At 67.2% G+C, this 22,558-nt stretch carries 23 protein-coding genes, 1 tRNA gene and 1 riboswitch; of the genes, 7 read left to right on the top strand and 17 right to left on the bottom strand.

The window, feature by feature from the left end; translation table 11 throughout:
• Positions 1–67 precede the first annotated feature (67 nt).
• The 8 genes from ACE3Q6_RS16065 to ACE3Q6_RS16030 all read right to left on the bottom strand — a co-directional run bounded on the left by ACE3Q6_RS16065 (position 68) and on the right by ACE3Q6_RS16030 (position 4,786).
• A tRNA-Ala gene (locus ACE3Q6_RS16065) sits at positions 68–143 on the bottom strand.
• A gap of 131 nt (positions 144–274) precedes the next feature.
• Positions 275–694, bottom strand: coding sequence for a hypothetical protein (locus ACE3Q6_RS16060; RefSeq protein WP_374434479.1), 420 nt, complete (start codon positions 692–694; stop codon positions 275–277).
• Between the two features lie 115 nt (positions 695–809).
• Entirely contained in the window at positions 810–1,454 is a 645-nt protein-coding gene (locus ACE3Q6_RS16055; RefSeq protein ID WP_374434477.1) for a response regulator, read from the bottom strand.
• A complete protein-coding gene (locus ACE3Q6_RS16050; RefSeq protein ID WP_374434476.1) occupies positions 1,451–2,833 on the bottom strand; it encodes a sensor histidine kinase in 1,383 nt (460 codons plus the stop codon). Before ACE3Q6_RS16050 ends, ACE3Q6_RS16055 begins: the two co-directional genes overlap by 4 nt.
• Before the next feature lie 68 nt (positions 2,834–2,901).
• Positions 2,902–3,345 carry a thioredoxin TrxC gene (gene trxC, locus ACE3Q6_RS16045; protein ID WP_374434474.1) on the bottom strand — a complete coding sequence of 148 codons (444 nt, stop codon included), beginning with the start codon at positions 3,343–3,345 and terminating at the stop codon, positions 2,902–2,904.
• A gap of 63 nt (positions 3,346–3,408) precedes the next feature.
• The gene (locus tag ACE3Q6_RS16040) at positions 3,409–3,726 is read right to left on the bottom strand and encodes a DUF3775 domain-containing protein (protein WP_374434472.1); all 318 of its coding nucleotides are present in this window, start codon (positions 3,724–3,726) and stop codon (positions 3,409–3,411) included.
• A 53-nt stretch (positions 3,727–3,779) separates the two neighbouring features.
• The gene (locus ACE3Q6_RS16035; protein WP_374434469.1) at positions 3,780–4,103 is read right to left on the bottom strand and encodes an AzlD domain-containing protein; all 324 of its coding nucleotides are present in this window, start codon (positions 4,101–4,103) and stop codon (positions 3,780–3,782) included.
• Positions 4,100–4,786, bottom strand: a complete 687-nt coding sequence (locus tag ACE3Q6_RS16030) for an AzlC family ABC transporter permease (RefSeq protein ID WP_374434467.1) — start codon at positions 4,784–4,786, stop codon at positions 4,100–4,102. Before ACE3Q6_RS16030 ends, ACE3Q6_RS16035 begins: the two co-directional genes overlap by 4 nt.
• Before the next feature lie 126 nt (positions 4,787–4,912).
• Between ACE3Q6_RS16030 and ACE3Q6_RS16025 the strand changes: the two genes are divergently transcribed.
• Complete coding sequence (locus tag ACE3Q6_RS16025; RefSeq protein ID WP_374434465.1) at positions 4,913–5,572, top strand: hypothetical protein; 660 nt, start codon at positions 4,913–4,915, stop codon at positions 5,570–5,572.
• Between the two features lie 82 nt (positions 5,573–5,654).
• On the opposite strand, the gene gcvP is transcribed toward ACE3Q6_RS16025, so the two are convergent.
• The 5 genes from gcvP to gltX all read right to left on the bottom strand — a co-directional run bounded on the left by gcvP (position 5,655) and on the right by gltX (position 13,286).
• A complete protein-coding gene (gcvP, locus tag ACE3Q6_RS16020; protein WP_374434463.1) occupies positions 5,655–8,522 on the bottom strand; it encodes an aminomethyl-transferring glycine dehydrogenase in 2,868 nt (955 codons plus the stop codon).
• A 102-nt stretch (positions 8,523–8,624) separates the two neighbouring features.
• Positions 8,625–8,984: a glycine cleavage system protein GcvH gene (gcvH, locus tag ACE3Q6_RS16015; RefSeq protein ID WP_374434461.1), complete on the bottom strand. Its 360-nt coding sequence runs from the start codon at positions 8,982–8,984 to the stop codon at positions 8,625–8,627.
• 9 nt (positions 8,985–8,993) lie between these two features.
• Positions 8,994–10,115, bottom strand: a complete 1,122-nt coding sequence (gene gcvT, locus ACE3Q6_RS16010; RefSeq protein WP_374434459.1) for a glycine cleavage system aminomethyltransferase GcvT — start codon at positions 10,113–10,115, stop codon at positions 8,994–8,996.
• A 159-nt stretch (positions 10,116–10,274) separates the two neighbouring features.
• Positions 10,275–10,364, bottom strand: a riboswitch (glycine riboswitch).
• 77 nt (positions 10,365–10,441) lie between these two features.
• The gene (locus tag ACE3Q6_RS16005) at positions 10,442–11,854 is read right to left on the bottom strand and encodes an MATE family efflux transporter (protein ID WP_374434457.1); all 1,413 of its coding nucleotides are present in this window, start codon (positions 11,852–11,854) and stop codon (positions 10,442–10,444) included.
• Positions 11,855–11,960: 106 nt separating this feature from the next.
• Positions 11,961–13,286: a glutamate--tRNA ligase gene (gene gltX, locus ACE3Q6_RS16000; RefSeq protein WP_374434454.1), complete on the bottom strand. Its 1,326-nt coding sequence runs from the start codon at positions 13,284–13,286 to the stop codon at positions 11,961–11,963.
• A 225-nt stretch (positions 13,287–13,511) separates the two neighbouring features.
• On the opposite strand from gltX, the gene ACE3Q6_RS15995 reads away from it, so the two are divergent.
• Positions 13,512–14,312 carry an FkbM family methyltransferase gene (locus tag ACE3Q6_RS15995; RefSeq protein WP_374434451.1) on the top strand — a complete coding sequence of 267 codons (801 nt, stop codon included), beginning with the start codon at positions 13,512–13,514 and terminating at the stop codon, positions 14,310–14,312.
• Between the two features lie 212 nt (positions 14,313–14,524).
• Here ACE3Q6_RS15995 and ACE3Q6_RS15990 read toward each other — a convergent pair whose 3' ends face one another.
• Positions 14,525–14,842 (bottom strand): hypothetical protein, encoded by a 318-nt coding sequence (locus tag ACE3Q6_RS15990; RefSeq protein WP_374434449.1) that lies wholly within the window; start codon positions 14,840–14,842, stop codon positions 14,525–14,527.
• A 146-nt stretch (positions 14,843–14,988) separates the two neighbouring features.
• Between ACE3Q6_RS15990 and ACE3Q6_RS15985 the strand changes: the two genes are divergently transcribed.
• From ACE3Q6_RS15985 to ACE3Q6_RS15970, 4 genes are all read left to right on the top strand, one after another.
• A complete protein-coding gene (locus ACE3Q6_RS15985; RefSeq protein ID WP_374434446.1) occupies positions 14,989–15,399 on the top strand; it encodes a metallopeptidase family protein in 411 nt (136 codons plus the stop codon).
• Positions 15,400–15,516: 117 nt separating this feature from the next.
• The gene (locus ACE3Q6_RS15980; protein WP_374434444.1) at positions 15,517–16,449 is read left to right on the top strand and encodes an MBL fold metallo-hydrolase; all 933 of its coding nucleotides are present in this window, start codon (positions 15,517–15,519) and stop codon (positions 16,447–16,449) included.
• Positions 16,450–16,576: 127 nt separating this feature from the next.
• Entirely contained in the window at positions 16,577–17,524 is a 948-nt protein-coding gene (locus tag ACE3Q6_RS15975) for a 1-phosphofructokinase family hexose kinase (protein WP_374434442.1), read from the top strand.
• Between the two features lie 104 nt (positions 17,525–17,628).
• Entirely contained in the window at positions 17,629–18,420 is a 792-nt protein-coding gene (locus ACE3Q6_RS15970; protein WP_374434439.1) for a phosphodiesterase, read from the top strand.
• Here ACE3Q6_RS15970 and ACE3Q6_RS15965 read toward each other — a convergent pair.
• Positions 18,368–18,790 carry a hypothetical protein gene (locus ACE3Q6_RS15965; RefSeq protein WP_374434437.1) on the bottom strand — a complete coding sequence of 141 codons (423 nt, stop codon included), beginning with the start codon at positions 18,788–18,790 and terminating at the stop codon, positions 18,368–18,370. The genes ACE3Q6_RS15970 and ACE3Q6_RS15965 overlap by 53 nt on opposite strands.
• The gene (locus ACE3Q6_RS15960) at positions 18,780–20,438 is read right to left on the bottom strand and encodes an NAD+ synthase (RefSeq protein ID WP_374434435.1); all 1,659 of its coding nucleotides are present in this window, start codon (positions 20,436–20,438) and stop codon (positions 18,780–18,782) included. The genes ACE3Q6_RS15965 and ACE3Q6_RS15960 overlap by 11 nt, the downstream gene beginning before the upstream one ends.
• 150 nt (positions 20,439–20,588) lie before the next feature.
• On the opposite strand from ACE3Q6_RS15960, the gene ACE3Q6_RS15955 reads away from it, so the two are divergent.
• Positions 20,589–22,058 carry a 2-isopropylmalate synthase gene (locus ACE3Q6_RS15955; RefSeq protein WP_374434433.1) on the top strand — a complete coding sequence of 490 codons (1,470 nt, stop codon included), beginning with the start codon at positions 20,589–20,591 and terminating at the stop codon, positions 22,056–22,058.
• A 138-nt stretch (positions 22,059–22,196) separates the two neighbouring features.
• On the opposite strand, the gene ACE3Q6_RS15950 is transcribed toward ACE3Q6_RS15955, so the two are convergent.
• Positions 22,197–22,520, bottom strand: coding sequence for a hypothetical protein (locus ACE3Q6_RS15950; protein ID WP_374434431.1), 324 nt, complete (start codon positions 22,518–22,520; stop codon positions 22,197–22,199).
• Positions 22,521–22,558 lie beyond the last annotated feature (38 nt).

Genomic DNA, 22,558 nt, shown 5'->3' with positions numbered 1-22,558 from the left:
GGAATGTCAACGGCCGGACCCGCCGGGGTCAGGTGCAGAGTTCAGGCCGGTCTGAAATGGAAGGATTTGGTGGAGCAGAGGGGGATCGAACCCCTGACCTTATCATTGCGAACGATACGCTCTCCCAACTGAGCTACTGCCCCATCCGCGCCGCCGTATTCATCGCAAATCGGCAAAGGAGTCAAGCCGGGTCGGTGCGTGGATGAGGATCGCACATGGACGAACAGGGCGGGCCGGCGGCCCACCCTGTTGCACATCCTTGCCCTTGCAGGACTCAGGTGTGGTTCGGGCCGTCGTCGCGGCCACGGCCCTTGCCGCCCCGGTCGTCACCAGCCGGATCATCCGCGCCATGCTTGGCCAGGATCAGCGTCGAGCCCGGGATCCAGGCGTGGTTCGCGCCGTCGTCGCCGCCACGGCCCTTGCCGCCCCGGTCGTCACCAGCCGGATCATCCGCGCCATGCTTGGCCAGGATCGGGGTCGAGCCCGGGACCCAAGTGTGGTTCGCGCCGTCGTCGCCGCCACGGCCCTTGCCGCCCCGGTCGTCGCCAGCCGGATCATCGGCGCCGTGCTTGGCCATGACCGTCGGCGCAAAGGACAGAAGATCGGCCTCGGGCGATACCGAAGCCTGGGCGGCGGGAAGGGCGAGCAGGCTCAGCGCGGCGGCGAGGGCGGGGAAAGTCAGCATTCTGGACATCTCTGGTCTCCTGTTGGTTTGCGTAGGCCAAAGGTAGACCAGTGACTGTCGCCGCATCAGGGAAGAAGGTCGGGCGATATTGGGGGATTGTTTCAGACCAAGGTCCGACTCCCCGTCAGCCCTTGAGATGTTCGCGTGCCAGCATCGCCGCCTCGACCCGGTTCCTGACATGCAGCTTCTGCAGGATCGAGGTCATGTAGTGCTTCACCGTCTTTTCCTGCAGGTCGAGCGCCTCTCCCACCTCGCGGTTGGACTTGCCCTGCGCCACCAGCCGCAGGATGTCCTCCTCGCGGCGCGACAGGTCTGCCATCGGGTCATGCCGGTCGGGCCGGCCCTTCAGCGAGACGAGAAGCCGCCCGGCCAGACCCGGCGACACATGCGGCCGACCGCTGGCAAGGTCCCGGACCAGGGCCACCAGGTCTCCTGCGCCGATGCCCTTGAGGATGTAGCCAAGCGCCCCCTCGCGCATCGCCTGGACAAGGTCGTCCTCCGCCTCGGAAGCGGTGAGCATGGCGACATGCGGAGGTGCGGGAAGGGCGCGGATCTGCTTCAGGGCCGCCAGCCCGCCGCCACCGGGCATGGAGATGTCAAGCAGGACAAGGTCCGGCGCCAGCCTTTCCGCCAGGCGCACCACTTCGGCGCCGTCCGCAGCCTGGCCCACCACGGCGATTCCCGCTGCCTCACCCAGGGTATGCGCAAGACCTTCGCGGTAGATCGGATGGTCGTCGGCCAGAAGCACGGTGATGGTCCGATCGGTCATTCCAGGCCTCCAAGGTCGAGTGTCATCCGAAGTTCGGCTCCGCCCGAGTCGCGGTTGCGCCGATCGATGTGACCACCAAGGCTTTCCACCCGGTCCTTCACCCCCTGCAGGCCCATCCCGCCCTCGTCCGGCGCGGCATTGTCCGGCGGGAAGCCCGGCCCCCGGTCGCGGACCCAGAGCGAGAGCCGCTCGCCCACGATTTCCAGTTCGACCTCCTGGCCGGTCCCGCCGCCGTGCCGCCAGGCGTTGGTCAACCCTTCCTGCGCGACGCGGAAGACGCAGGTCTTGACCGCTGCCGATAGCTTTGGCGCATTGCGAAGGCGGGAGGCGAAGCCGACTTCGGTGCCGGTCCGGTCGGCGTGGCTTTGCGTCAGCGCCTGCAACAGGTCGGGCAGTGACCGCTCGGCGATGTCGGGCAGCGACAGACCCCGGGCGATGGAGCGGATTTCGCCCATCGCGTCACGGACCGCCCGCTCGACCTGGTCAAGGTCGGCTTGCGCCTTGCCCGCCGGGGCCTGCGCCCGAAGCGAATCCAGCCGCAGGGCGGCAAAGCCCAGCAGTTGCGCCGGGCCGTCGTGCAGGTCGGCGCCGATCTGTTTCAGCGTGCTGTCGTTCATCGCGGCGACCCGCCCCGCAGCGCCCTGCGCCCGGATCCGCAGCGCGACATTGCGGGCCGACAGCGATTTCAGCTCGGCGATCTGGCGGTCGATGGTGAAGCTGCCGCGCAGTACGATGGCGAAGAGCGAAATCCCGATGGCCGCCATCACCGCCGCGACCGCCCCCCAGCTGGCGAGCCGGGCTTTCAGCAGGTCGGACTTCAGCGCGCTGGCGTCCTCGTAGAACTCTGCCACGGCGATCACCTCACCCGTGCGGGTGTTGCGGATCGGGCTGTAGATTTCCAGAAGCGGGATGCCCAGCGCCCGCTCGGCGATATCCTCTTCGTCGCTGGTCTCTTCCAGATCGGCCTGAACCTCGCCCTCCCAGGCCAGCTTGAGGTTCCGCGTCTCGTCGAAATGCTTGCCGACCAGGGACTGGTTGCTGGCATCGGCCAGATAGCCGCCAGCCCGCCACAACTTGAACGAAACCACCCGCTTGCCCAGCGCGGTCTCGTCCAGAAGCCGCGCGACTTCCAGCCGGGTCTCCGGGCTAAGGCTTTCACGCGTGGACAGCTCCTGCATCAGCGGCGCAACGAAGCTTTCCATGTAGAGCGCGGTGGCGTTGGCCGTGTTGCGGACCGTGACCTCCTCGATCCGGCCCGAGACCCAAAGCCCCACGGCGAGGACCGCCACCAGCATGACCGTCCCGCCTGCAAGCGCGAATTGCCGGGCAAGGGACAACCTTTCCCACTGCCAATCGGACAGACCCGCCCCTACCGTCACTCTGAACACTCCTGCACCTGGGGCGCAGGCTAGCGGATGCACCGCACAAGGCCAGAGTTTTTCGGGCGTCAGACGGCGTGCTGGCGGACGAAGGCCAGGATGTCGGCGGCGGGGCGCGCACCTGCAAGGCGGGCGACCTCGCGGCCGTTGCGGTAAAGGATCAGCGCCGGGATGCCGCGGATACCCGCCCGGGCCGAGATCTGGGGATGGTCCTCGGTGTTCAGCTTCATCAGCCGGGCCTGGCCCTCCAGGGCCTTGGCGGCCTTGGCGAATTCCGGTGCCATCATCCGGCAGGGACCGCACCACGGCGCCCAGTAGTCGACAAGGACGGGCAGGCCGTCGCCGCGCGTCACCTTGTCATGGCTGGCGGCGTCCAGCTCGTGTACCGCGCCGTCCACCAGCACCGCGCCGCAGATGCCGCATTTCGGGGCGTCGCCCAGCCGGGCCAGGGGCACGCGGTTCGCTTGGCCACAAGCCGCGCAGGTCAGTTTCAGGGCTTCGGTCACGGGCATGGCGCACCTCACATCTTGCAAGTCTTGAAGATGTGTCGAGTGGATCGCCGCTGCAAGGGAGGGTCAGAGAAAATCCTCTTCCTCGCCGCTGACGTCGACACCCAAGGCCTCGAGCCCCGCTTCCAGGTTCTCGGCCAGGTGTGGCATTCCCATCAGGTAGTCGGCGGTGGGCGTGGTTGCCTCGCGCACGGCAGTGGCCACCGCCTCGTCGAAATCCTCGGGCTCGAAGGCGCCACGGCCGACCCAGGCGACGGCGGTGAGCTGCGCCTTGTCGTCCTCGTTCAGCGCGTCGATGAAGGCGTGCAACTCGGCATCGCCGACGCCGCCCTCACGGGCCAGGTAGATCACGTGCACCACCTTCTGCGGGCTGATCTCAAGCATGGCGGTCTCCCTCTTTCGTGCATCGTCGCGCAAGGCGGCGCGGGGCGCAAGCGTCAGCCGATCAGCCAGACGGTGACCCCGTGCGCCACGGCCCCGGCGAGAGTGGCCAGGACGACCGACCGGCGCGCGATCCAGGTTGCCACCACCGCCGCCGTTCCGATGACGACCGGGGCAAGGCGCAAGGCATCCGGTGACAGTGCGGGCAGGATCGAGGCCACGAACAGCGTCGCGATGGCTGCCGGTCCCGTCGCCGACAGAAATCGGCCCAGCCAGCCGCCGACGGACATCCGGTCCATCCGCGCCAGGATCGGCAAGGCGCGAAAGGCCCAGTTCGCGACGCCGGCCATCAGTGCGACCGTCAGAAGCTCCCAGTTCATCGCCGCACCAGCCCGGTGGCCGCGCCCGCAAGCATTCCCAGAAGGATGCCGCTCGTCGTGCCCAGCGCCAGCGTCGCCGCCACGGTCACCAGCCCCGCCACCGCGATGACCGGCAATTGCGCCCGGCTGAGGATCGACAAAAGAAGCGCCAGGAACAAGGCGGGCAGCATGAAGCCCAGGCCCGCGTTCAGCGCAGGCCAGCCTTCCAGCGCCCCGCCCCCGGCGAAGGCGCCGACAGCCGTGCCCGAAACCCAGGCGACATAGGCCCCAAGGCCCAGGCCGAACATGTGCGCCTCCGAGAACCGATGTCCCCGCGCCAGCGCCCCAAGCGCCTGGCCAAAGACCTCGTCCGTCAGGCCCCAGGCCCAGGCCCAGGCATGGCGGCGGGTGGCCTCGGGCCCCGCCTCGCGCATCAGGGCGGGGCCGTAAAGGAGATGGCGCAGGTTCATCGCGATCAACGTGAAGGCCGCGACAAGGACCGGAGCGCCCGAGGACAGAAGCGCCAGGGCCAGGAACTGCGAAGCCCCGGCATAGATCACCAGGGACAAGGCGACCGCATCCAGCGCCGTGAAGCCCGCCCGCGTGGCAGCAACCCCGAAGGAAAAGGCGATCGGAAAATAGCCAAGCGCGATGGGAAGGCTGGCCATCAGGCCGTCAAGGAAGGGCGGGCGGGACCGGGTCATGGGGACGATGGGCTATCGCGGCGACTGGGCGCGGTCAATGCCGCGGGACTGTTGCGGAAACCCTGACTTGCGCCTGTGCCTGCGGCTCTGCATTCTCGGCGCCGAAATCTGGTTCAGGACCCGCCCATGCGTCTCGCTGCCCTTGCCGCCCTTCTGACCGCCACCGCCGCGCTGCCCGCCCTTGCCCAGGACATTCCGGGCACCGAATTCGAAGCCGGCAACTGGGCGGGCGCTGCGGTTGCCGACGACCGCGGGAATTTCTCGCACTGCTATACCTCGGTCGGCTACATGAACGGCCAGACGCTGTGGGTTGGGCTTTACCCGAACGACAGCGTGTCGATCCTTCTGTCCCAGCCAGATGTGCGCTTCGAACCCGGCCAGAAATTCGAGCTTTGGGTGATGATGGAGACCGGCCTTCCCGCCATCGGCAACGGCGAGGCCTGGGACGAAGCCTTCGCGGGCATCACCTACACCGGCATCCAGCCCACGGTCGAGTTCCTGGTCAGCGGCCGCTACCTGAGGATGCTCGGCATGGGCATCGACGACGGGTTCGACGTCGACGGGATCGCCCCGGCGCTGGACCTGGCGCAGGCCTGCCTTGCAGCGCAGGGCCAGCAGGGCGGGTCGGGCGGCAAGGTGCTGGGCTCCTCCCCCGGGGGCGTCAAGACACCGCCGAAAGTCCCGGACCTGTCGAAGCCGAAAACCAGCGGCGTAGGGTCCGGAGGCGGCCTTGGCGCGCGGCCGGGCGGTGCACTCGGGACCCCGGCACCGAAGCCCCAGCCCTGACGTTTTGGCCCCCGGGTTGCTCCAGGGGCCAAATTTCTTAAGCAAGAAATTTGTCAAAATCCTTGCTTAAGGATTTTGGTCCTTACTCCGCCGCCTCGGCGTAGGCCTCCACCGGCGGGCAGGTGCAGATCAGGTTCCGGTCGCCATAGACGTTGTCGACCCGGCCCACCGGCGGCCAGTACTTGTCGACGCGGAACGACCCCGGCGGGAAGCAGCCGGTCTCGCGGCTGTATTTCCGGTCCCAGTCGCCCACCAGCGCCGCCACCGTGTGCGGTGCATGGCGGAGGGGTGAGTCCTCGGCCGTGATCTCGCCCTTCTCGACCGCCCGGATCTCATCCCGTATCGACAGGAGCGCGGTGATGAAGCGGTCGATCTCGGCCTTGGTTTCCGATTCCGTCGGCTCCACCATCAGCGTGCCCGCCACCGGCCAGGACATGGTCGGTGCGTGGAATCCGTTGTCGATCAGGCGCTTGGCGATGTCGTCCACCGTCACGCCCGCTTCCGCGAAGGGCCGGGTGTCGAGGATGCATTCATGCGCGACCCGGCCCTTGTTGCCCATGAAGAGGATCGGGTAGTGGCCGCTGAGCCGCGCCGCGATGTAGTTCGCGTTCAGGATCGCCACCCGCGTCGCCTGCGTCAGCCCTGGTCCGCCCATCATCAGGCAGTAGGCCCAGGAGATCAGCAGGATCGAGGCCGAGCCGTAAGGCGCCGCCGAGACGGTTCCCTGATCGGTGCTCTTCAGCCCGCCACCTTCCGGATTGTCCGTCTCCGGATGCCCCGGCAGGTGCGGCGCGAGGTGGGCCTTCACGCCGATCGGCCCCATGCCCGGCCCCCCGCCGCCATGCGGGATGGCAAAGGTCTTGTGCAGGTTCAGGTGGCTGACATCCCCGCCAATCTCGCCCGGCTTCACCAGGCCCACCAGCGCGTTCATGTTCGCCCCGTCGATGTAGACCTGCCCACCGTGGTCATGGGTGATCTGGCAGATCGTCCGGACGGTTTCCTCGAAGACGCCATGCGTGGAGGGATAGGTGATCATGCAGGCCGCAAGCCGGTTCCCCGCCGCCTCGGCCTTCGCGCGGAAGTCCTCGACATCCACGTCACCGTTCGGGGCGGATTTCACCACCACGACCTCCATCCCTGCCATCTGGGCGCTGGCCGGGTTGGTGCCGTGCGCGCTGGTCGGGATCAGGCAGACCGTCCGCTGGGTATCCCCCCGCGCGCGGTGGTAGGCGAGGATGGTCAGAAGCCCCGCGTATTCCCCTTGCGCGCCCGAGTTCGGCTGCATCGACATGGCGTCGTAGCCGGTGATCTCGCACAGCTTCTGGCTCAGGTCGTTGATCGCCTCATGATACCCCGCCGCCTGGTCGCGCGGGGCGAAGGGGTGAAGGCTGCCGAACTCCGGCCAGGTGATCGGCATCATCTCGGCCGCGGCGTTCAGCTTCATCGTGCAGGACCCAAGCGGGATCATCGCCCGGTCCAGCGCCAGGTCGCGGTCCGACAGACGGCGCATGTAGCGCATCATCTCGGACTCGGCCCGGTTCATGTGGAAGACCGGATGGGTCAGGTAATCGGAGGTCCGAAGCATCTCCTCCGGGAAGCCCAGGTCGGCGCGGTGCGGCGGGACCCCGTCGATCCCGAAGGCGCGGAGGACCTTGATCAGGACACGCTCGTCGGTCGTCTCGTCCAGGCTGATGCCCACGCGGTTGTTGCCGATCTTGCGGAAGTTCAGGCCTTCGTTCCGGGCCGCGGCAAGGATACCCGCCTGGCCCACGCCGACCTCCACCGTGATCGTGTCGAAGAACGCCCGCGGTGCCACGACCGCGCCGGCCGCCTTCAAGGCCCGCGCAAGGCGCTGGGTCAGGAAATGCACCCGCTCGGCAATCGCGCGCAGGCCTTTGGGCCCGTGGAAGACCGCGTACATCGAGGCCATGACGGCAAGGAGAGCTTGCGCCGTGCAGACGTTCGACGTGGCCTTCTCGCGCCGGATGTGCTGCTCGCGGGTCTGGAGCGAAAGGCGATAAGCCTTGTTCCCCTGCGCGTCGATGGAGACGCCCACGATCCGCCCCGGCATCTGCCGCTTGTGCGCATCCTTCACCGCCATGAAAGCGGCATGCGGGCCGCCATAGCCCATCGGCACCCCGAAGCGCTGCGCCGAGCCGACGGCGATATCCGCCCCCATCGCGCCCGGTTCCTTCAGCATGCACAGCGCCAGAAGATCCGTCGCCATGATCGCGATGGCACCCACGGCATGAAGCGTGGCGATACGCTGGGTGAAGTCGACCACGTGGCCGTAGCTGGACGGATACTGGAAGATTGCGCCAAAGACCTTGGCGGGTTCCAGCGCCCGGACGTCATCGACGATGATCTCGATCCCCAGGGGCAGCGCGCGGGTCTTGATGACGGCGATGGTCTGGGGGTGGCAGAAGCGGTCGACGAAAAAGGCTTTCGCCTTCGACTTCGCCACACGTTCGGCCATGGTCATCGCCTCGGCGGCGGCCGTCGCCTCGTCCAGAAGGGAGGCGTTGGCCACATCAAGGCCGGTCAGGTCGCAGACCATCGTCTGGAAGTTCAGCAGAGCCTCCAGCCTACCTTGCGCGATTTCGGGCTGGTAGGGGGTGTAGGCGGTGTACCAGGCCGGGTTCTCCAGGATGTTCCGCTGGATCGCCGGGGGCGTCACCGTGCCGTAGTAGCCCTGCCCGATCAGGCTGGTCATAACGCGGTTCTTCGCGCCGACCTCCTTCATCTTGGCCAGAAGCTCATGCTCGGCCAAAGGCGCCCAGGGAAGCGGCTTCGACTGGCGGATCGACGGCGGCACGGTCTGGTCGATCAGCTCGTCCAGGGTGCGGACACCGACGGCGGCCAGCATCTCTTCCATCTCTACCGGGGACGGGCCGATGTGGCGGCGGTTGGCGAAATCGTAAGGGTTGTAGTCGGTGGGAGTGAAGGTCATGGGACAAGCCTTTGGCATGGGGCGGACAAATCCCTTCGAAGGGATTTGCAATTTTCTTCGAAGAAAATTGTCCGGAGTTTTCGAAAACTCCGGGCGCGGAGATCAGCCGATCAGGTCCTGATACTCGTCCTCGTCCATGAACTGGTCGAGCACGCTCAGGTCGTCAACCTTCAGCTTGAAGAACCAGGCGGCGCCGGTCGGGTCCTCGTTGACGAGGCCGGGGTTGTCGACAAGCTTCTGGTTCACCGCCACCACCTCACCGTCGATGGGCGCAAGGATGTCGGACGCGGCCTTGACGCTTTCGATCACGCAGACCTCGTCCCCCTCGGCGACCATCGTGTCGGTCTCGGGAAGCTCGACGAAGACCACGTCGCCCAACTGGGTCGCGGCGTGTTCGGTGATGCCGACGACCACGAGGTCACCCTCGACGCGCAGCCATTCGTGTTCCTTGGTGTATTTCATGGTCAGTCCTCAGCGCTTGTAGGTTGTCGGTTGGAAAGGCATCTCGGCAACGGTCACGGGCAGGCGCTTGCCGCGCACCTCGCCCATGAGAGTCGTGCCGATGGTAGCATGGGCGCGGGCGACGTAACCCATCGCGATGGGGGCGTTGACCGAAGGGCCAAAGCCGCCGGAAGTCACTTTTCCGACAGGCGTCCCGTCCTCTGCGAAAAGCTCCACGCCTTCGCGCATCGGCGCGCGACCCTCGGGGCGGAGACCGACGCGGAGCCGCTCCGGCCCCTCGGCCAGTTCCTTCAGGATGCGCGCCGCTCCCGGGAAGCCCCCTTCCCGCGCGCCACCGGCCTTGCGGGCCTTCTGGATCGCCCAGGTCAGGTTCGCCTCAACCGGGCTGGTGGTCGTGTCGATGTCATGGCCGTAGAGGCAGAGCCCCGCCTCCAGCCGAAGCGAGTCCCTTGCGCCAAGGCCAATCGGCGCGACCCCGGCCTGAGCCAGCAACTTCCGCGCGAAACCCTCCGCCTGCGCCTCGGGGACCGAGACCTCGAACCCGTCCTCGCCCGTGTAGCCCGACCGCGAAACCCAGATATCCCCGAACACCCGGTGATCCATGAACCGCATCGCGGTCACGCCCGGCACCACCGCCTCCAGCGCGGCCTCGGCCCCCGGCCCCTGCAAGGCAAGCAGCGCCCGGTCGGTCAAAGGTTCCACCGAAACGCCCGGCATCCCGGCGGTCATATGGGCGATGTCCGCCGCCTTGCAGGCCGCGTTCACCACGACATAGAGGTGATCCCCCCGGTTGGTGAACATCAGGTCATCCAGGATCCCGCCCGCATCATTGGTGAAGAGGCCATAGCGCTGCCGCCCCTCGCTGAGGCCCAGCACATCCACCGGCATCAGCGCCTCGAAGGCGAGCTTCAGCTCCTCCATCGAGCCCCTGGGCCGCAGGATCACCTGACCCATGTGGCTCACGTCGAACAACCCCGCCGCACTGCGCGTGTGCAGGTGTTCCTTCAGCACCCCGTCCGGGTACTGCACTGGCATCCGGTAGCCCGCGAAGGGCACCATCTTGCCGCCAAGTTCCTCATGCAGGGGCTCCAGCCCCAGATGCAAAAGCTCCGGCTCCTCCAGGTCGGCCATCGCCGTCCCTCCCGTCGTCTTTGGCCGGAAAACGCACCGGCACCGTCAGGCGGGCCAATCCCCACCCTGCGATGCCCCCTCTGTCCCTGTGCCCGAAAGCACGCCTGAGATCGTTATCCCTTCGGCGTCCCGCCTGCGGCGGGAACTCTCCAGAGTCCTTGGTCAGAAACGGTCCTTGCGCCTGAGAGTTTACCGGGGCGGTTGCTCCTTCGGCACCGGGCTTTTCCCGGATTCTCCCGAACCTGACGACACTTCCCTACCCCAAAGCCCCACCACCCGGCAAGCGAAATTCGGAATACGACGGTATGCCGAGCACTACCGACGCGTCACGCCCGCCGCTCGCCGGGGCTGGCCACCGGCTCGGTCTCGGGCGCAGGGTCGGGGGCCGGGCGCATCCGGGACGCAGGCAGGCCCGGCGCGCGGATCGCCAACAGCGCCAGCCAGGCGGCCAGAAGGCCGAAGACCACCCCGCCCAAAGCCTGCCCCACCAGAACGCCCTCGGCCCCCCAGTATTGCCCCAGCCAAAGGGCCAGCGGGATCGTCCCCACCGTGTGGCGGCCCCAGTTCACCAGCGTGGACCAGAAGGGCCGGCCAAGGTTGTTGCAGACCGCATTGCCCACGAAGACCATGCCGTTGAAGAACCACAACAGCGCCAGCGGCCCGCAGAAGAGGTAGACGAGGTCGCGCGTCAGCCCCTCGGCCTTGAACGCGTCCGCGATGGGTCCGCGCAACAGGAACAGCAGCGCCGAGACGAAGAGGATGACCAGCGCCGTGAAGATCAGCCCGTCCCAGAAGGTGCGCCTGACGCGGTCCATCCGCCCCGCACCGAAGTTCTGTCCCACGATGGGTCCGATGGCACCCGCCAAGGCGAAGATCACCCCGAAGGCCACCGGCGTCAGCCGCCCGGCGATGGCCATGCCCGCCACCGCCGCCTCGCCATAGGCGCTGGTGGCGCGGGTCACGAAGGCCTGTCCTACCGGGGTTGCCACCTGCGTCAGGATCGCCGGGATCGCGATGGCCCAGATCGGCCCCATGTCCGCCACCACCTGCCCGACCGTGGGCCGGTCGAACCCGCCGTATTTCCGGCGGATCGGTTGCAGGGCGATCCAGGCGATGACCACCCGCGCCGCGACGGATGCAATCGCCGCTCCGGTCAGTTCAAGCTTGAAGCCGAAGATCAGGATCGGGTCCAGCACGGCCGTCGCCACCGCGCCCCAGACCGTCGCCATCATCGCCGCGCGGGCGTCGCCGTGGCTCCGCAGGATCGCGCCGCCGATCATCCCGACCATCAGCAGGGGCTGCGAGGGCACCACGATCTGCAGGAAATGCACCGCCAGCGCCGCCGTCTCTCCCGTCGCGCCCAGAAGCCCGACCAGCGGCCAGAGGAAGAGCCACACCACCGCCGCGAAGAGCGAGCCGAAGACGAAGCTCAGCACCAGCCCGGTCGTCGCCTTCTCGCGCGCAAGGACCGGGTCCCGCGCCCCCAGTGCCCGCGCCACCAGCGCGCCCACGCCGATGGACATCCCGATCCCGAAGCTTGTGGTGAAGAACAGAATCGCTCCCGCGTACCCGATGGCGGCCGCCAGTTCCTCGCGCCCCAGAAGCGCGATGTAGAACATGTTGATCAGGTCGACGACGAAGACCGCCATCAGCCCGACGGACGAGGTGAGCGACATCACCGACACATGCCGGAAGAGGTTTCCCTCGACGAACTTCGCCTGCGCGTTCGGTGCTGCCATAGCCGATCCTAGTCTTGGGACTGACCGGGCCCAAGCTCATTTCATGTCTACAAATATCCCACGGGAGGTCCGGAGGGTGTGAAACCCTCCGGGGTGTCCATGGGGCTCAGACGCTCGGCACCTTGCGCAAGAGCGGCATCACGTCGGCCATCTCCGGCCCCGCATCGCGGCCCGTCAGCGCCCGGCGCAGCGGGCGGAACAGGTCCTTGCCCTTGCGCCCCGTCGCTTCCTTCACCGCCGCCGTCCACTCGCCCCAGGTTCCTTGCGTCCACGGCTTCGGCGGCAGCATCGCCAGCGCCTGGGCCACGAAGTCGCGGTCGGCAGGGTCGATCACCGGCTCGGCCCCGTCGCGGAAGAGTGTCCACCACTCCTGCAGGTCCGCCAGCACCGTGATGTTGCCTTTGGCCACCGCCCAGAAGGCCTCGGCCTCGCCCTCGGGCACGCCGAGGTCCAGCACACGGTCCTTCACCGCCTCGAAGGGCAGCGACTGGACATGGTGGCGGGTCAGGGGGAACAGGTCCTCGGCATCGAACTTCGTCGGCGCGGCCCCGAAGGAGCCCACGTCGAACCCCGCCACCAGCTCGTCCATGTTCGCGGCCAGTTCCACCGGCTTCGACGACCCCAGCCGCGCCATCAGGCTGAGAAGAGCCATCGGCTCCACCCCCCGCGCGCGCAGGTCGCGCAGGGACAGGACGCCCAGACGCTTCGACAATTCCTCGCCCTGCGGCCCGGTGAGCAGTGAGTGGTGCGCAAAGGTCGGCGGGGTGCCGCCCAGGGCCTTCATGATCTGGATCTGCGTCGCCGTGTTCGTCACATGGTCCGCGCCGCGCACGATGTGGGTCACCCCCATGTCCACGTCGTCCACCGACGAGGCGAAGGTATAGAGCACCTGGCCGTCGGCCTTGATCAGCACCGGGTCACTGACGGACGCCGCATCGATGGAGATCGGCCCGATGATCCCGTCGGTCCACTCGATCCGCTCCTGGTCCAGCTTGAAGCGCCAATAGCCCTGCCGCCCCTCGGCGCGGTAGGCCGCCTTCTGCTCCTCGGTCAGGTTCAAGGCCGCGCGGTCATAGACCGGGGGTTTCCCCATGTTCAGCTGCTTCTTCCGCTTCAGGTCCAGCTCGACCGGGGTCTCGAAGCACTCATAGAACCGCCCGGCAGCCTTCAGCTGCTCGGCCGCTTCCGCATAGCGGGCCATCCGGAGCGACTGCTGCTCGATCCGGTCGTACTTGATCCCCAGCCAGGCAAGGTCCGCCTTCAGCCCGTCGATGTATTCCTGCTTCGACCGCTCCTGGTCGGTGTCGTCCAGCCGCAGGATGAAGGTCCCGCCGTTCTGGCGCGCGATCAGGTAGTTCATCAGCGCGGTGCGGAGGTTCCCTACATGGATCCAGCCGGTGGGCGAGGGGGCGAAGCGACAGGTGACGGTCATTGATAGGGCTCCTTCGAAGGCCCCTCCCTGTCATATGGACCCGCGATTGTCCAGTTTGCGGCAGGGTGCAAGGTCGTTCTGGCCAGGGATGCCAGGCCGGGATGCGGCATCTGCGACCGAATCCGGCACAATACTGCGCCTGTCCCTGGCTCCAAGAACAACTTGATCGGTGCGCGAGAACATCTCATCCTCTCCGGCAGGATTGGTTGATCGTGTAAGGTGTGGATGAAGCTCTTCAGGAAGATTTCGCAGGAAGGTTTCGTAGCTCCGATCAAACGGCGTCTTGGCTGGTACAAGGTACGTCTCCAGGTCGAAAACAGGACGGTTGGCCGCCTGGTTGAACTCTTTGGCAATCGCGTCCGGATGGACGGGCTTCGCTATTCGGTCGACTGCCCGCTGATCTCCACGCCCCGCAAAAGCACGCTCTACTTTGGCCTGCACGAAATGGACGAGCGGGCTCTGGTGAAAAGCTGGATCGATGGCCGTTTCGCGGTGGTCGAGTTTGGCGGTGGTCTGGGCGTCGTCTCCTGCCTGACAAACCGCAAGCTCCCTCCCGGCACCAAACATGTCGTTGTCGAAGCGATTCCCATGATGATCCCCCTGCTCGAACGCAACCGCGACCTGAACGGCTGCACCTTCACGGTGATCAACCGGGCCCTGGCCTACGACCAGGACTGGATCGCGCTCAGCGTCGATCCCGAATTCGTCGGCTCCAGCGCCGTCGCTGACGTCGGAGCGGAAGATATCAAGGTCCCGACGATCCAGTTGGGTCAGATCCTTCAGGACCACGGCTTTGGCGCCACCGTCGTGGTCTGCGATATCGAGGGTCTTGAGCGCGAGTTGATTCGCCGGGAAATCCTGCACGAGACGAAGGTTGTCGGCCTTCTCGCGGAAATGCACCCGGCCATCCTGGGCGAAGAAGAGGTCGACAGGCTTCTCGCCGAATTGGTGGCCGCCGGCTTTGCAGTGCGGGGCCGCGTGGGCGATTCCGTCTACATGGAGCGGGGCCAGAGCGGTGGCAGGTGAACAGCGGGCTGCAAGACTGCGCGATCGGAAAATCTATTGGCGTCGCTCGTGGTTCCCGTGCGTATCCACCCCGTGCATAAAACAGTGCGATTGAATTGACCAGGCTAGCAACGCCGTCCGAGAGGCTCGATGCCACGAGGACGGCTCCGCGTTCAGGGTCACACCGGATGCACCGGCCAGCGCACCTTTGTTCTCCTCGACCCCAGCCCGGATCATCGCGCGCAAGACGCCCTCGTCCAACCCCGCCGCCGCTTCACATAAGGGCAGGACTTGCCCATCCGGTGCCGCCCCAGCCGCTCCAGGAGCCCCGCCGCGCCGGGGGCCGATGTCAGCCCATAGAGCGAAATCTCCGGCTTCCGGGGCGAGAAGCCCACGACATGCCCCTCGCCGCCATGCCCGCTGTCATAGCGGTAGACCTGCCGCCCGAACCCGGCCTGCGTTTGCGCCGCCCCCCAGACCCGCGGCTCCCAGCCCATCACCTCGGCAAAAGGGTCCAGAAGCCGCGCCGCCTCGGACCGCCGCTCGGGCAAGGCCGCCGCCAGCCAGGCCGCCCGGTCCTTCGGCCCCCCCGTGTCCCGGCACCCTCCGCCATCCGCGCCTCGCTTGCCGCCACCCTATCACGAACCCGCCCGCCGCGCCCCTTCCCCCCGGCGCCCGACGGCCCTATCTTCCGACCATGACAAACCCATCGCCCGACAGCATCGCCCCCTCCCTCGCCCTTCTCGAGCAGCTCGCCCACGAGGCGATCTCCACCCTGCCCGAGCCTTTCCGCGAACCCGCCACCCACATCCGCCTCAGGATCGAGGAATTCCCGGACGAGGACATCCTGGACGAGTTGCAGATCGACGACCCGTTCGAGCTGACCGGCCTTTACGACGGCATCCCGCTGACCGAGAAATCCACTGCCGATCAGGTCATCAAGCCCGACGTGATCTGGCTCTTCCGCCGCCCGATCCTGGACGAATGGTGCGAACGCGGCGATGTCTCGATCCAGGAACTGGTCTCCCACGTCGTCGTGCACGAGCTTGCCCACCACTTCGGCTGGTCGGACGAGGACATCGCCAACAACGATCGCTGGTGGGAGTGATCGGCCCGGCCCTGCCGCACAGCGTCTGTGCAGCGCCGCACGACTGCTGACACAGCCGTGACCGGACAGCGCCCGCCTGCGTCCTATCCTTCCGCCATTCAACCGAAGGAGGACCCCATGACCAGCCTTTCCCGCCGTCAGGCGATCTTTGCCGGTGCTGCCCTGCCTCTTGCCGCCACCCTACTGCCCCGGCCCGTCCAGGCGCAGGAAACCATGCTTGGCTCGGGCTTCGCGCCCTGGAACCGCTTCAAGCTGGGCAGCTTCGAGGTGACGACCCTGCTCGCCGGCACCCGCGCCGGTGACAAGCCGCAGGAAACCTTCGGCACCAACGCCAGCCCCGAGGACTTCGCAGCGCTTTCGGCAGCGAACTTCATCCCGGCCGACAAGACGCAGAACTTCTTCACCCCCACCGTCGTCAACACCGGCTCCGAGATCGTGCTCTTCGACACCGGCCTCGCCGCCGAGGGAACGCTGGCCGCCCTGACCGCCGCCGGCATGTCCCCCGACATGGTCGACGTCGTGGTCCTGACCCACATGCACGGCGACCACATCGGCGGGCTGATGGGCGCAGACGGCACCACGCCGACCTTTGCCAATGCGCGCTACGTCACCGGCGCCGTCGAGCACAACGCGGCGACCGAGGCGGGGGATGAGGGCTTCGTGAAGAATGTGGCTCCGCTGAACGACCGGATGACCTTCCTTGACGACGGCGGCTCGGTCGCATCGGGCATCACCGGCATGGCGGCGTTCGGCCACTCGCCCGGGCACATGGTCTACCAGGTCGAATCCGGCGGCCAGCGCCTGATGATCACCGCCGACACCGCCAACCACTACGTCTGGTCGCTTCAGCGCCCGGACTGGGAGGTTCGCTTCGACCGCGACAAGGCCGCGGCCGCCGCCGTCCGCAAGCAGGTCTTCGGGATGATTGCCGCCGACAAGATCCCCTTCATCGGCTACCACATGCCCTTCCCCGGCGTGGGCTATGTCGAAGCCCAGGGCGAAGGCTTCCGCTACGTCCCGGCCTCCTACCAGCTTCTGCTGAACGGCTGAGCCTGGTCCGGACTGCTCCCTCCGGACTGAGGTTCTTGACGAGTGTGCCCCCGGCGACCCCTCGACCGGGGGCTGTTCCATTTCCCGACGGAAGGCTTATGATAGCGGTAACACGAACAGGTGCCGCATGTCCCAAGCCCCCATCCTTACCCTCACGCTCAACCCCGCGCTCGACATGGCGACCGAGGTGCATGAGCTGATCCCCGGCCACAAGCTGCGCTGCACGGAACCGCTGCTGGACCCCGGCGGTGGCGGGCTGAACGTCTCGCGCGCGATCAAGTCGCTGGGCGGGGACAGCCTGGCGCTGGTGGCCATCGGCGGCCTGACTGGCGACCGGCTTGCCGGTCTGATCCGGCAGGAAGGCGTGACGTTCCTGTCGATCCTCGGCCCCGGCGAGACGCGCCAGTCGCTGACCGTCAATGAAGGCACCACCGGCAAGCAGTATCGCTTCATGCTCCCCGGCCCGGTCTGGGGCGAGGCGGAGCGGGCGCGCGTCTTCACCCTTCTGCGCGCCACTGCGCGGCCCGGCGGGTTCTCGGTCATCTCGGGCAGCCAGCCTCCCGGCGTGCCGGTCGACTTCCCCGCCCAACTCGCGGCCTCGATGCCCGAGACGCGCGTTGTCCTCGACACCTCCGGCTCCACCCTGACCGAGGCCGTGCGCCACCCGATCCCCGATCTCGAAGTCCTGCGGATGGACGGGCCGGAAGGCGAGGAACTGGCGGGCAAGCCCCTGCCGACGCTAGCCGACACCGCCGAATTCGCCCAGTCGCTCGTCCGCCGCGGCGTGGCCAAGACGGTGATCATCGCGCGGGGGGCCGAGGGCAACGTGCTGGCTGACAAGGACCAGAAGCTCTTCGCCAAGGCCGCAAAGGTGAAAGTCAAGTCCACCGTCGGGGCGGGCGACAGCTTCGTCGCGGCCTTCGTGCTGGCGCTTGCGCAGGGCCAGACCAATGCCGAGGCGCTGGCCCTCGGTTCCGCGGCCGCCTCCGCCGCCGTGACCACCGACGCGACCCAGCTTTGCCGCCCCGAGGACGTGATGCGCCTCCTGCGCGAATGCACGGTTACCGAGGTCTGACCGAAGGGGTCGGCAGTCCTGCCCACCTTTCCCACCAAACTGGGGACTTCGCGCACAAACCCCCGTAGGGTGGGCATACCTGCCCACCGCCCGCGGACACCACCATGCTGATCGCCCACCTCTCCGACCCGCACCTCTGCCCCGAAGGTCAGCTCTACCAGTCCGTCCTGGACACCACCCCGCGCTTTGCCGAGGCGCTGGAGCAGGCGGCGACCTTCTCCCCCGACCTCCTCATCCTCTCCGGCGATCTGACCGAGCATGGCGACGCGGAAAGCTACGCCCGCGCCCGCGAACTGCTGGCAGGCTTCCCGGCCCCCATCCTTGCCATCCCCGGCAACCACGACGACCGTGAGGGCTTTCGCATGGGCCTCTCCGGCCTGCCGAACCTGATCCCGCTCCCCACCAGCGGCCCGCTCCATTCCGCCGCCGACGGCCCCATCCGCGTGATCGGCTTCGACGTCACCGTCCCCGGCGACCACCACGGTCTTGTCACCCCGGACCACGCCGCCTGGCTCGACGCCACGCTCTCCGCCGCGCCGGACCGGCCCACGCTGGTCATGATGCACCAGCCGCCCTACGCCACCGGCATCAGCTTCATCGACGAGTTCCGGTGCTTCGGAGAGGACCTTCTGGCCGAGGTCCTGTCACGCCACCCCCAGGTGATCCGCCTCCTCGCGGGCCACGTCCACCGTTTCATGCTGACCAGCTTCGCGGGGCGTCCTGCCCTGACCGCCCCCGCCATCGCGACCAGCCTCGCCCTGCGCCTCGATCCGGGGGCCGAGCCCGCCTCGTTCACCGAACCCGCAGCCTTCCTCCTTCACCACTGGCGGGACGGGCAGCTTGTCAGCCACCTGCAAGTCTCTGGAAAATACCCCGGGCCGCACCCGTTCTTCTGACCGGCGCGGCGGGCGCAGATGGCGTGTCGCCGATCAGCCGGAGCCGCCGCCCAAGACCCAGCCCTTCGGCCCAATCCCGCATGGGCGGAGAAAGCGAGCCATAGACGTCCATCCGCGCCAGTCGCGCCGCGACCCGCAAGGCCGCGCTTTCCGCCCAGGGGGCGATCCGCTCCTGAAACTCCACCCAGGCCGCGGCGTCCTCATATATCGCCACCAGCCGCCGGTCCCGCAAACCTCCCAGGAACCGGAAGCTCCGCACCCCCTCCATCCCCGTCAGCCGCATCCGCGCGACAAGAAGCCGGGCCGCCCGGTCGAAGGCCTCGGCATCCCGCAGGTCGTAGAAGCTGGAGACGACCAGCTCAGCTGTCATCGCGCCAGCGGTTGGCGATGGGATAGCGGCGGTCGAGCCAGAAGGCCTTCTGCGTCAGCCGCACGCCGGGCGCCGACTGGAAGCGCTTGTATTCCGCGATGTAAAGCAGGTGCTCGACCTTCTTCACCACCGCCCGGTCGAAGCCCAGGGCCACGATCTCGGCCACGGACATCTCCTTCTCGACCAGGCATTCCAGGATCGCGTCCAGCACCTCGTAGGGCGGCAGGCTGTCGTCGTCGCGCTGGTTCGCGCGCAGCTCCGCCGACGGGGGGCGCGAGATGATCCGCTCGGGGATGACCTCTCCCGGCGGACCCTTCATCCAGCTCCGATGGTTCTCGTTCCGCCACCGCGCGGTCAGGAACATGCGGGTCTTGTACATGTCCTTTACGGGGTTGTAGCCCCCGTTCATGTCGCCGTAGATCGTGCAGTAACCCACCGCCATCTCGGACTTGTTGCCGGTGGTCAGCAGCATCTCGCCGAACTTGTTCGACAGCGCCATGAGGAGAAGCCCGCGCAGGCGGGACTGGATGTTCTCCTCCGTGATCCCCGGCTCGGTTCCCGCGAACAGAGGCGCCAAGGCTTCGCCCACCGCCGCTTGCGCGCCCTTGATCGGCACCGTGTCGTAGCGGCACCCGAGGGCCTTCGCCGCCGCCGTGGCAAGGTCCAGCGACTCCTGGCTGGTAAACTCCGACGGGAGCATCACGCAGCGCACGTTCTCTGGCCCCAGGGCATCAACCGCCATCGCCGCGACGATCGCCGAGTCGATCCCGCCCGACAGGCCCAAAAGCGCCTTCTTGAAACCCGTCTTCCGCATGTAGTCGCCAAGGCCCATGACGCAGGCCCGATAATCCGCTTCCCCGATTGGCGGGATCTCCGCAATTTCCCCCTGGTCCGCGAGCCAGCCCTCCGGCCCGCGCAGGAACGTGACCATCACCTCGCACTCATCGAACTGCGGCAGCTGCGCCATCAGCCGCCCGCCCGGGTTCAGGACCATCGATGACCCATCGAACACCTGGTCATCCTGCCCGCCCACCATGTTCAGGTAGACCAAGGGCAACCCCGTCTCGACGACGCGCGACACCATCAGGTTCAGCCGCAGGTTGGGCTTCCCTCGGTGATAGGGCGACCCGTTCGGGATCAGCAAAATCTCCGCCCCCGTCTCGGCCAGCGTCTCGGCCACGTCCGGATGCCAGGCGTCCTCGCAAATCGGGGTCCCGATCCGCACGCCCTTTACCACGTATGGACCATGCACGTCCGCCGAGGCGAAGACCCGCTTCTCGTCGAAGACCGCATCGTTCGGCAGGTGGTGCTTCAACACGCGGGCATGGACCCGCCCGCCTTCCAGCACATAGTACCCGTTGTAAAGCTTCAGCCCCGCCAGCACCGGCCCGCCGATCCCCAGCGCCGGGCCATCCGCGCACTCCACCGCCAGCCGCTCCACCGCCGCCACCGCCGCCGCGACGAAGGCGGGCTTCAGGATCAGGTCCTGGGTCTGGTAGCCGGTGATGAACATCTCGGTCAGCGCGACCATGTCCGCCCCCGCCGCGCGGCCCGCTTCCCAGGCCGCCTTCGCCCGCGTGGCATTCCCCGCGATGTCCCCCACCACCGGGTTCAGCTGCGCCAGCATCATCTTGAACGTGTCGGTCATGGCCCGGCCCCTACTATATCCTCCCCTTCTACCAAACCACGCCCCAAGGGAAAGCGTTTCCGGCCGCTCCCAAGGCTTTGACCGTCAAATCCTTGTCACACCGGAACCCGCCCCTTACCCTGCCCGGCACAAGCCCCCAGGGATTCGCCCATGCGCCTGCCCACTGCCCTGCTCCTCGCCGCCCTCGCCCTTCCCGCAGCGGCCCAGGAAGGGGACATCATCACCAAGCAGTACGACGACGGCTCGGTCTACGAAGGCACGTTCCTGAACGGCCGCCAGCACGGGATGGGCACCTACCGGCTGCCCTCAGGCTTCACCTATTCCGGTGAGTGGGTCGAGGGCGAGATCACCGGCGTCGGCACCGCGCGCTACCCCAACGGCTCGGTCTACGAGGGCAGCTTCGTCAAGGGCCAGCCCGAGGGGAAGGGCAAGATCACCTCGCCCGACGGACGCATCTACGAAGGCGACTGGGTCCAGGGCCAGATGACCGGCACGGGCAAGGCCACCTATGCCAACGGGTCGGTCTATGAAGGGACCTTCGTCAAGGGCACCCACAACGGCAAGGGCAAGCTGACGAACCCCTCCGGCTACACCTACGAGGGCGACTGGGTGCTGGGCGTCAAGGAAGGCCAGGGCAAGATCACCTACCCCGATGGTACCGTCTACGAAGGAGCGCTGGTCAAGGGCCAGCGGTCGGGCAAGGGCAAGCTCACCATGCCCGACGGTTTGATCTACCAGGGCGACTGGGCCGAGGGGCAGATCAACGGCCAGGGCATGCTGACCCAGCCCAACGGGGACGTCTACGAGGGCAGCTTCAAGGATGGCCTCCGCGACGGGCAGGGGAAACTGACCCACAAGAACGGCGACATCTACATCGGCACCTGGACCAAGGACCGCCGCCAGGGCCGCGGCACCTTCACCACGCCGGACGGCTTCAAGTACGAAGGCACCTGGGTCGAAGGCCGGATGGAGGGCACGGGCTCCATCACCTACCCCGACGGGTCAGTCTACATCGGCGCGATGAAGGCCGACCAGCCGAACGGCCAGGGCGCGATCACCTATCCCGACGGCTCCACCTACCAGGGCAACTGGGTTGCGGGAGTGATCGAGGGCCAGGGCCGCGCCACCTACCGGGACGGCCGGGTCTATGAGGGGTCGTTCAAGCAGGCCAAGCCCGAGGGCAAAGGCACGATGACCTACCCCGACGGCTACCGCTACGAAGGCGACTGGGTCGCGGGTCAGCGGCAGGGCGTGGGGTCAGCCGTCTACCCCGACGGCAGCCTCTACAAGGGCGACTTCAAGGCCGGCCTCCGCGACGGCCAGGGCGAGTTCTCCACGACCGACGGGTTCAAATACGTGGGCAGCTGGGTCAAGGGCCAGATCGAGGGCCAGGGCGTGGCCACCTACCCCGAGGGCGACATCTACGAAGGCATGTTCAAGGCCGGCAAGCGCGAGGGCCAGGGCAAGCTCACCTACGCCAGCGGCGAGGTGGCAGAAGGCATCTGGCAGAACGGCATCCTGACCGCCCCCCCCGAGGCTCCGGCTGCTCCGGCGGAAGGTGAGGCCCCTGCGGCTCCCACCGAGGACACCGCCCCGGCAGAACCTGCGGCAAACCCGTAGGTCGGGCTTAAGCCCGACTTCCTTCGCATTGTATTGCAACTCGCCAAGTTAGGGCTCTGGCCGGGGGCAGCTCGGCGCCTTGTGCTGGGCATTAACGTCGCCCCCAGACATCGTCTTTTTAGCCCCGGAATATCAGCGTCAGCACGTCGCGATACCCTTTTCGGCGATCTCTTTCCATTTCTCGCCAAGAACACCCTTAGCGTCCACGCCACGTTCATAGCCAGCATCACCGCGCTTCAGAAGGAGCACGCCAAGGGAAGCATCATGCGTTCCATAAATGATGGTGTTTCCTCCGCCGAACTGAGTATTGGAATAACCGTAGCCGGTATTTCCATACGTATTCAGCGTGGTGGTGGTTGCGTAAGTTGGCGCGGTCTGGAACACCCCAGTATTGTTCTGTTGTGCCGCCCCAGTAATGATAAAACGGTCAAACCCTCTACGCAGTGCCTCTACCGCGGCCATCTTTACCGCGACATTCTGCGCGCCTGTCCCGCGACAGA

The organism is Tabrizicola sp. (assembly GCF_041913445.1).
Lineage (GTDB): Bacteria > Pseudomonadota > Alphaproteobacteria > Rhodobacterales > Rhodobacteraceae > Tabrizicola.
The sequence above is the reverse complement of the archived record's forward strand: the minus strand, read 5'-3'. Positions and strand labels throughout refer to the sequence as shown.

Bases quoted from the DNA above. Each gene is read 5' to 3' on its own strand.
- ACE3Q6_RS16060 (WP_374434479.1), bottom strand. From the start codon at position 694: ATGTCCAGAATGCTGACTTTCCCCGCCCTCGCCGCCGCGCTGAGCCTG.
- ACE3Q6_RS16055 (WP_374434477.1), bottom strand. From the start codon at position 1,454: ATGACCGATCGGACCATCACCGTGCTTCTGGCCGACGACCATCCGATC.
- trxC (WP_374434474.1), bottom strand. From the start codon at position 3,345: ATGCCCGTGACCGAAGCCCTGAAACTGACCTGCGCGGCTTGTGGCCAA.
- ACE3Q6_RS16040 (WP_374434472.1), bottom strand. From the start codon at position 3,726: ATGCTTGAGATCAGCCCGCAGAAGGTGGTGCACGTGATCTACCTGGCC.
- ACE3Q6_RS16035 (WP_374434469.1), bottom strand. From the start codon at position 4,103: ATGAACTGGGAGCTTCTGACGGTCGCACTGATGGCCGGCGTCGCGAAC.
- ACE3Q6_RS16030 (WP_374434467.1), bottom strand. From the start codon at position 4,786: ATGACCCGGTCCCGCCCGCCCTTCCTTGACGGCCTGATGGCCAGCCTT.
- ACE3Q6_RS16025 (WP_374434465.1), top strand. From the start codon at position 4,913: ATGCGTCTCGCTGCCCTTGCCGCCCTTCTGACCGCCACCGCCGCGCTG.
- gcvP (WP_374434463.1), bottom strand. From the start codon at position 8,522: ATGACCTTCACTCCCACCGACTACAACCCTTACGATTTCGCCAACCGC.
- gcvH (WP_374434461.1), bottom strand. From the start codon at position 8,984: ATGAAATACACCAAGGAACACGAATGGCTGCGCGTCGAGGGTGACCTC.
- gcvT (WP_374434459.1), bottom strand. From the start codon at position 10,115: ATGGCCGACCTGGAGGAGCCGGAGCTTTTGCATCTGGGGCTGGAGCCC.
- ACE3Q6_RS16005 (WP_374434457.1), bottom strand. From the start codon at position 11,854: ATGGCAGCACCGAACGCGCAGGCGAAGTTCGTCGAGGGAAACCTCTTC.
- gltX (WP_374434454.1), bottom strand. From the start codon at position 13,286: ATGACCGTCACCTGTCGCTTCGCCCCCTCGCCCACCGGCTGGATCCAT.
- ACE3Q6_RS15995 (WP_374434451.1), top strand. From the start codon at position 13,512: ATGAAGCTCTTCAGGAAGATTTCGCAGGAAGGTTTCGTAGCTCCGATC.
- ACE3Q6_RS15985 (WP_374434446.1), top strand. From the start codon at position 14,989: ATGACAAACCCATCGCCCGACAGCATCGCCCCCTCCCTCGCCCTTCTC.
- ACE3Q6_RS15980 (WP_374434444.1), top strand. From the start codon at position 15,517: ATGACCAGCCTTTCCCGCCGTCAGGCGATCTTTGCCGGTGCTGCCCTG.
- ACE3Q6_RS15975 (WP_374434442.1), top strand. From the start codon at position 16,577: ATGTCCCAAGCCCCCATCCTTACCCTCACGCTCAACCCCGCGCTCGAC.
- ACE3Q6_RS15970 (WP_374434439.1), top strand. From the start codon at position 17,629: ATGCTGATCGCCCACCTCTCCGACCCGCACCTCTGCCCCGAAGGTCAG.
- ACE3Q6_RS15965 (WP_374434437.1), bottom strand. From the start codon at position 18,790: ATGACAGCTGAGCTGGTCGTCTCCAGCTTCTACGACCTGCGGGATGCC.
- ACE3Q6_RS15960 (WP_374434435.1), bottom strand. From the start codon at position 20,438: ATGACCGACACGTTCAAGATGATGCTGGCGCAGCTGAACCCGGTGGTG.
- ACE3Q6_RS15955 (WP_374434433.1), top strand. From the start codon at position 20,589: ATGCGCCTGCCCACTGCCCTGCTCCTCGCCGCCCTCGCCCTTCCCGCA.
- ACE3Q6_RS15950 (WP_374434431.1), bottom strand. From the start codon at position 22,520: ATGGCCGCGGTAGAGGCACTGCGTAGAGGGTTTGACCGTTTTATCATT.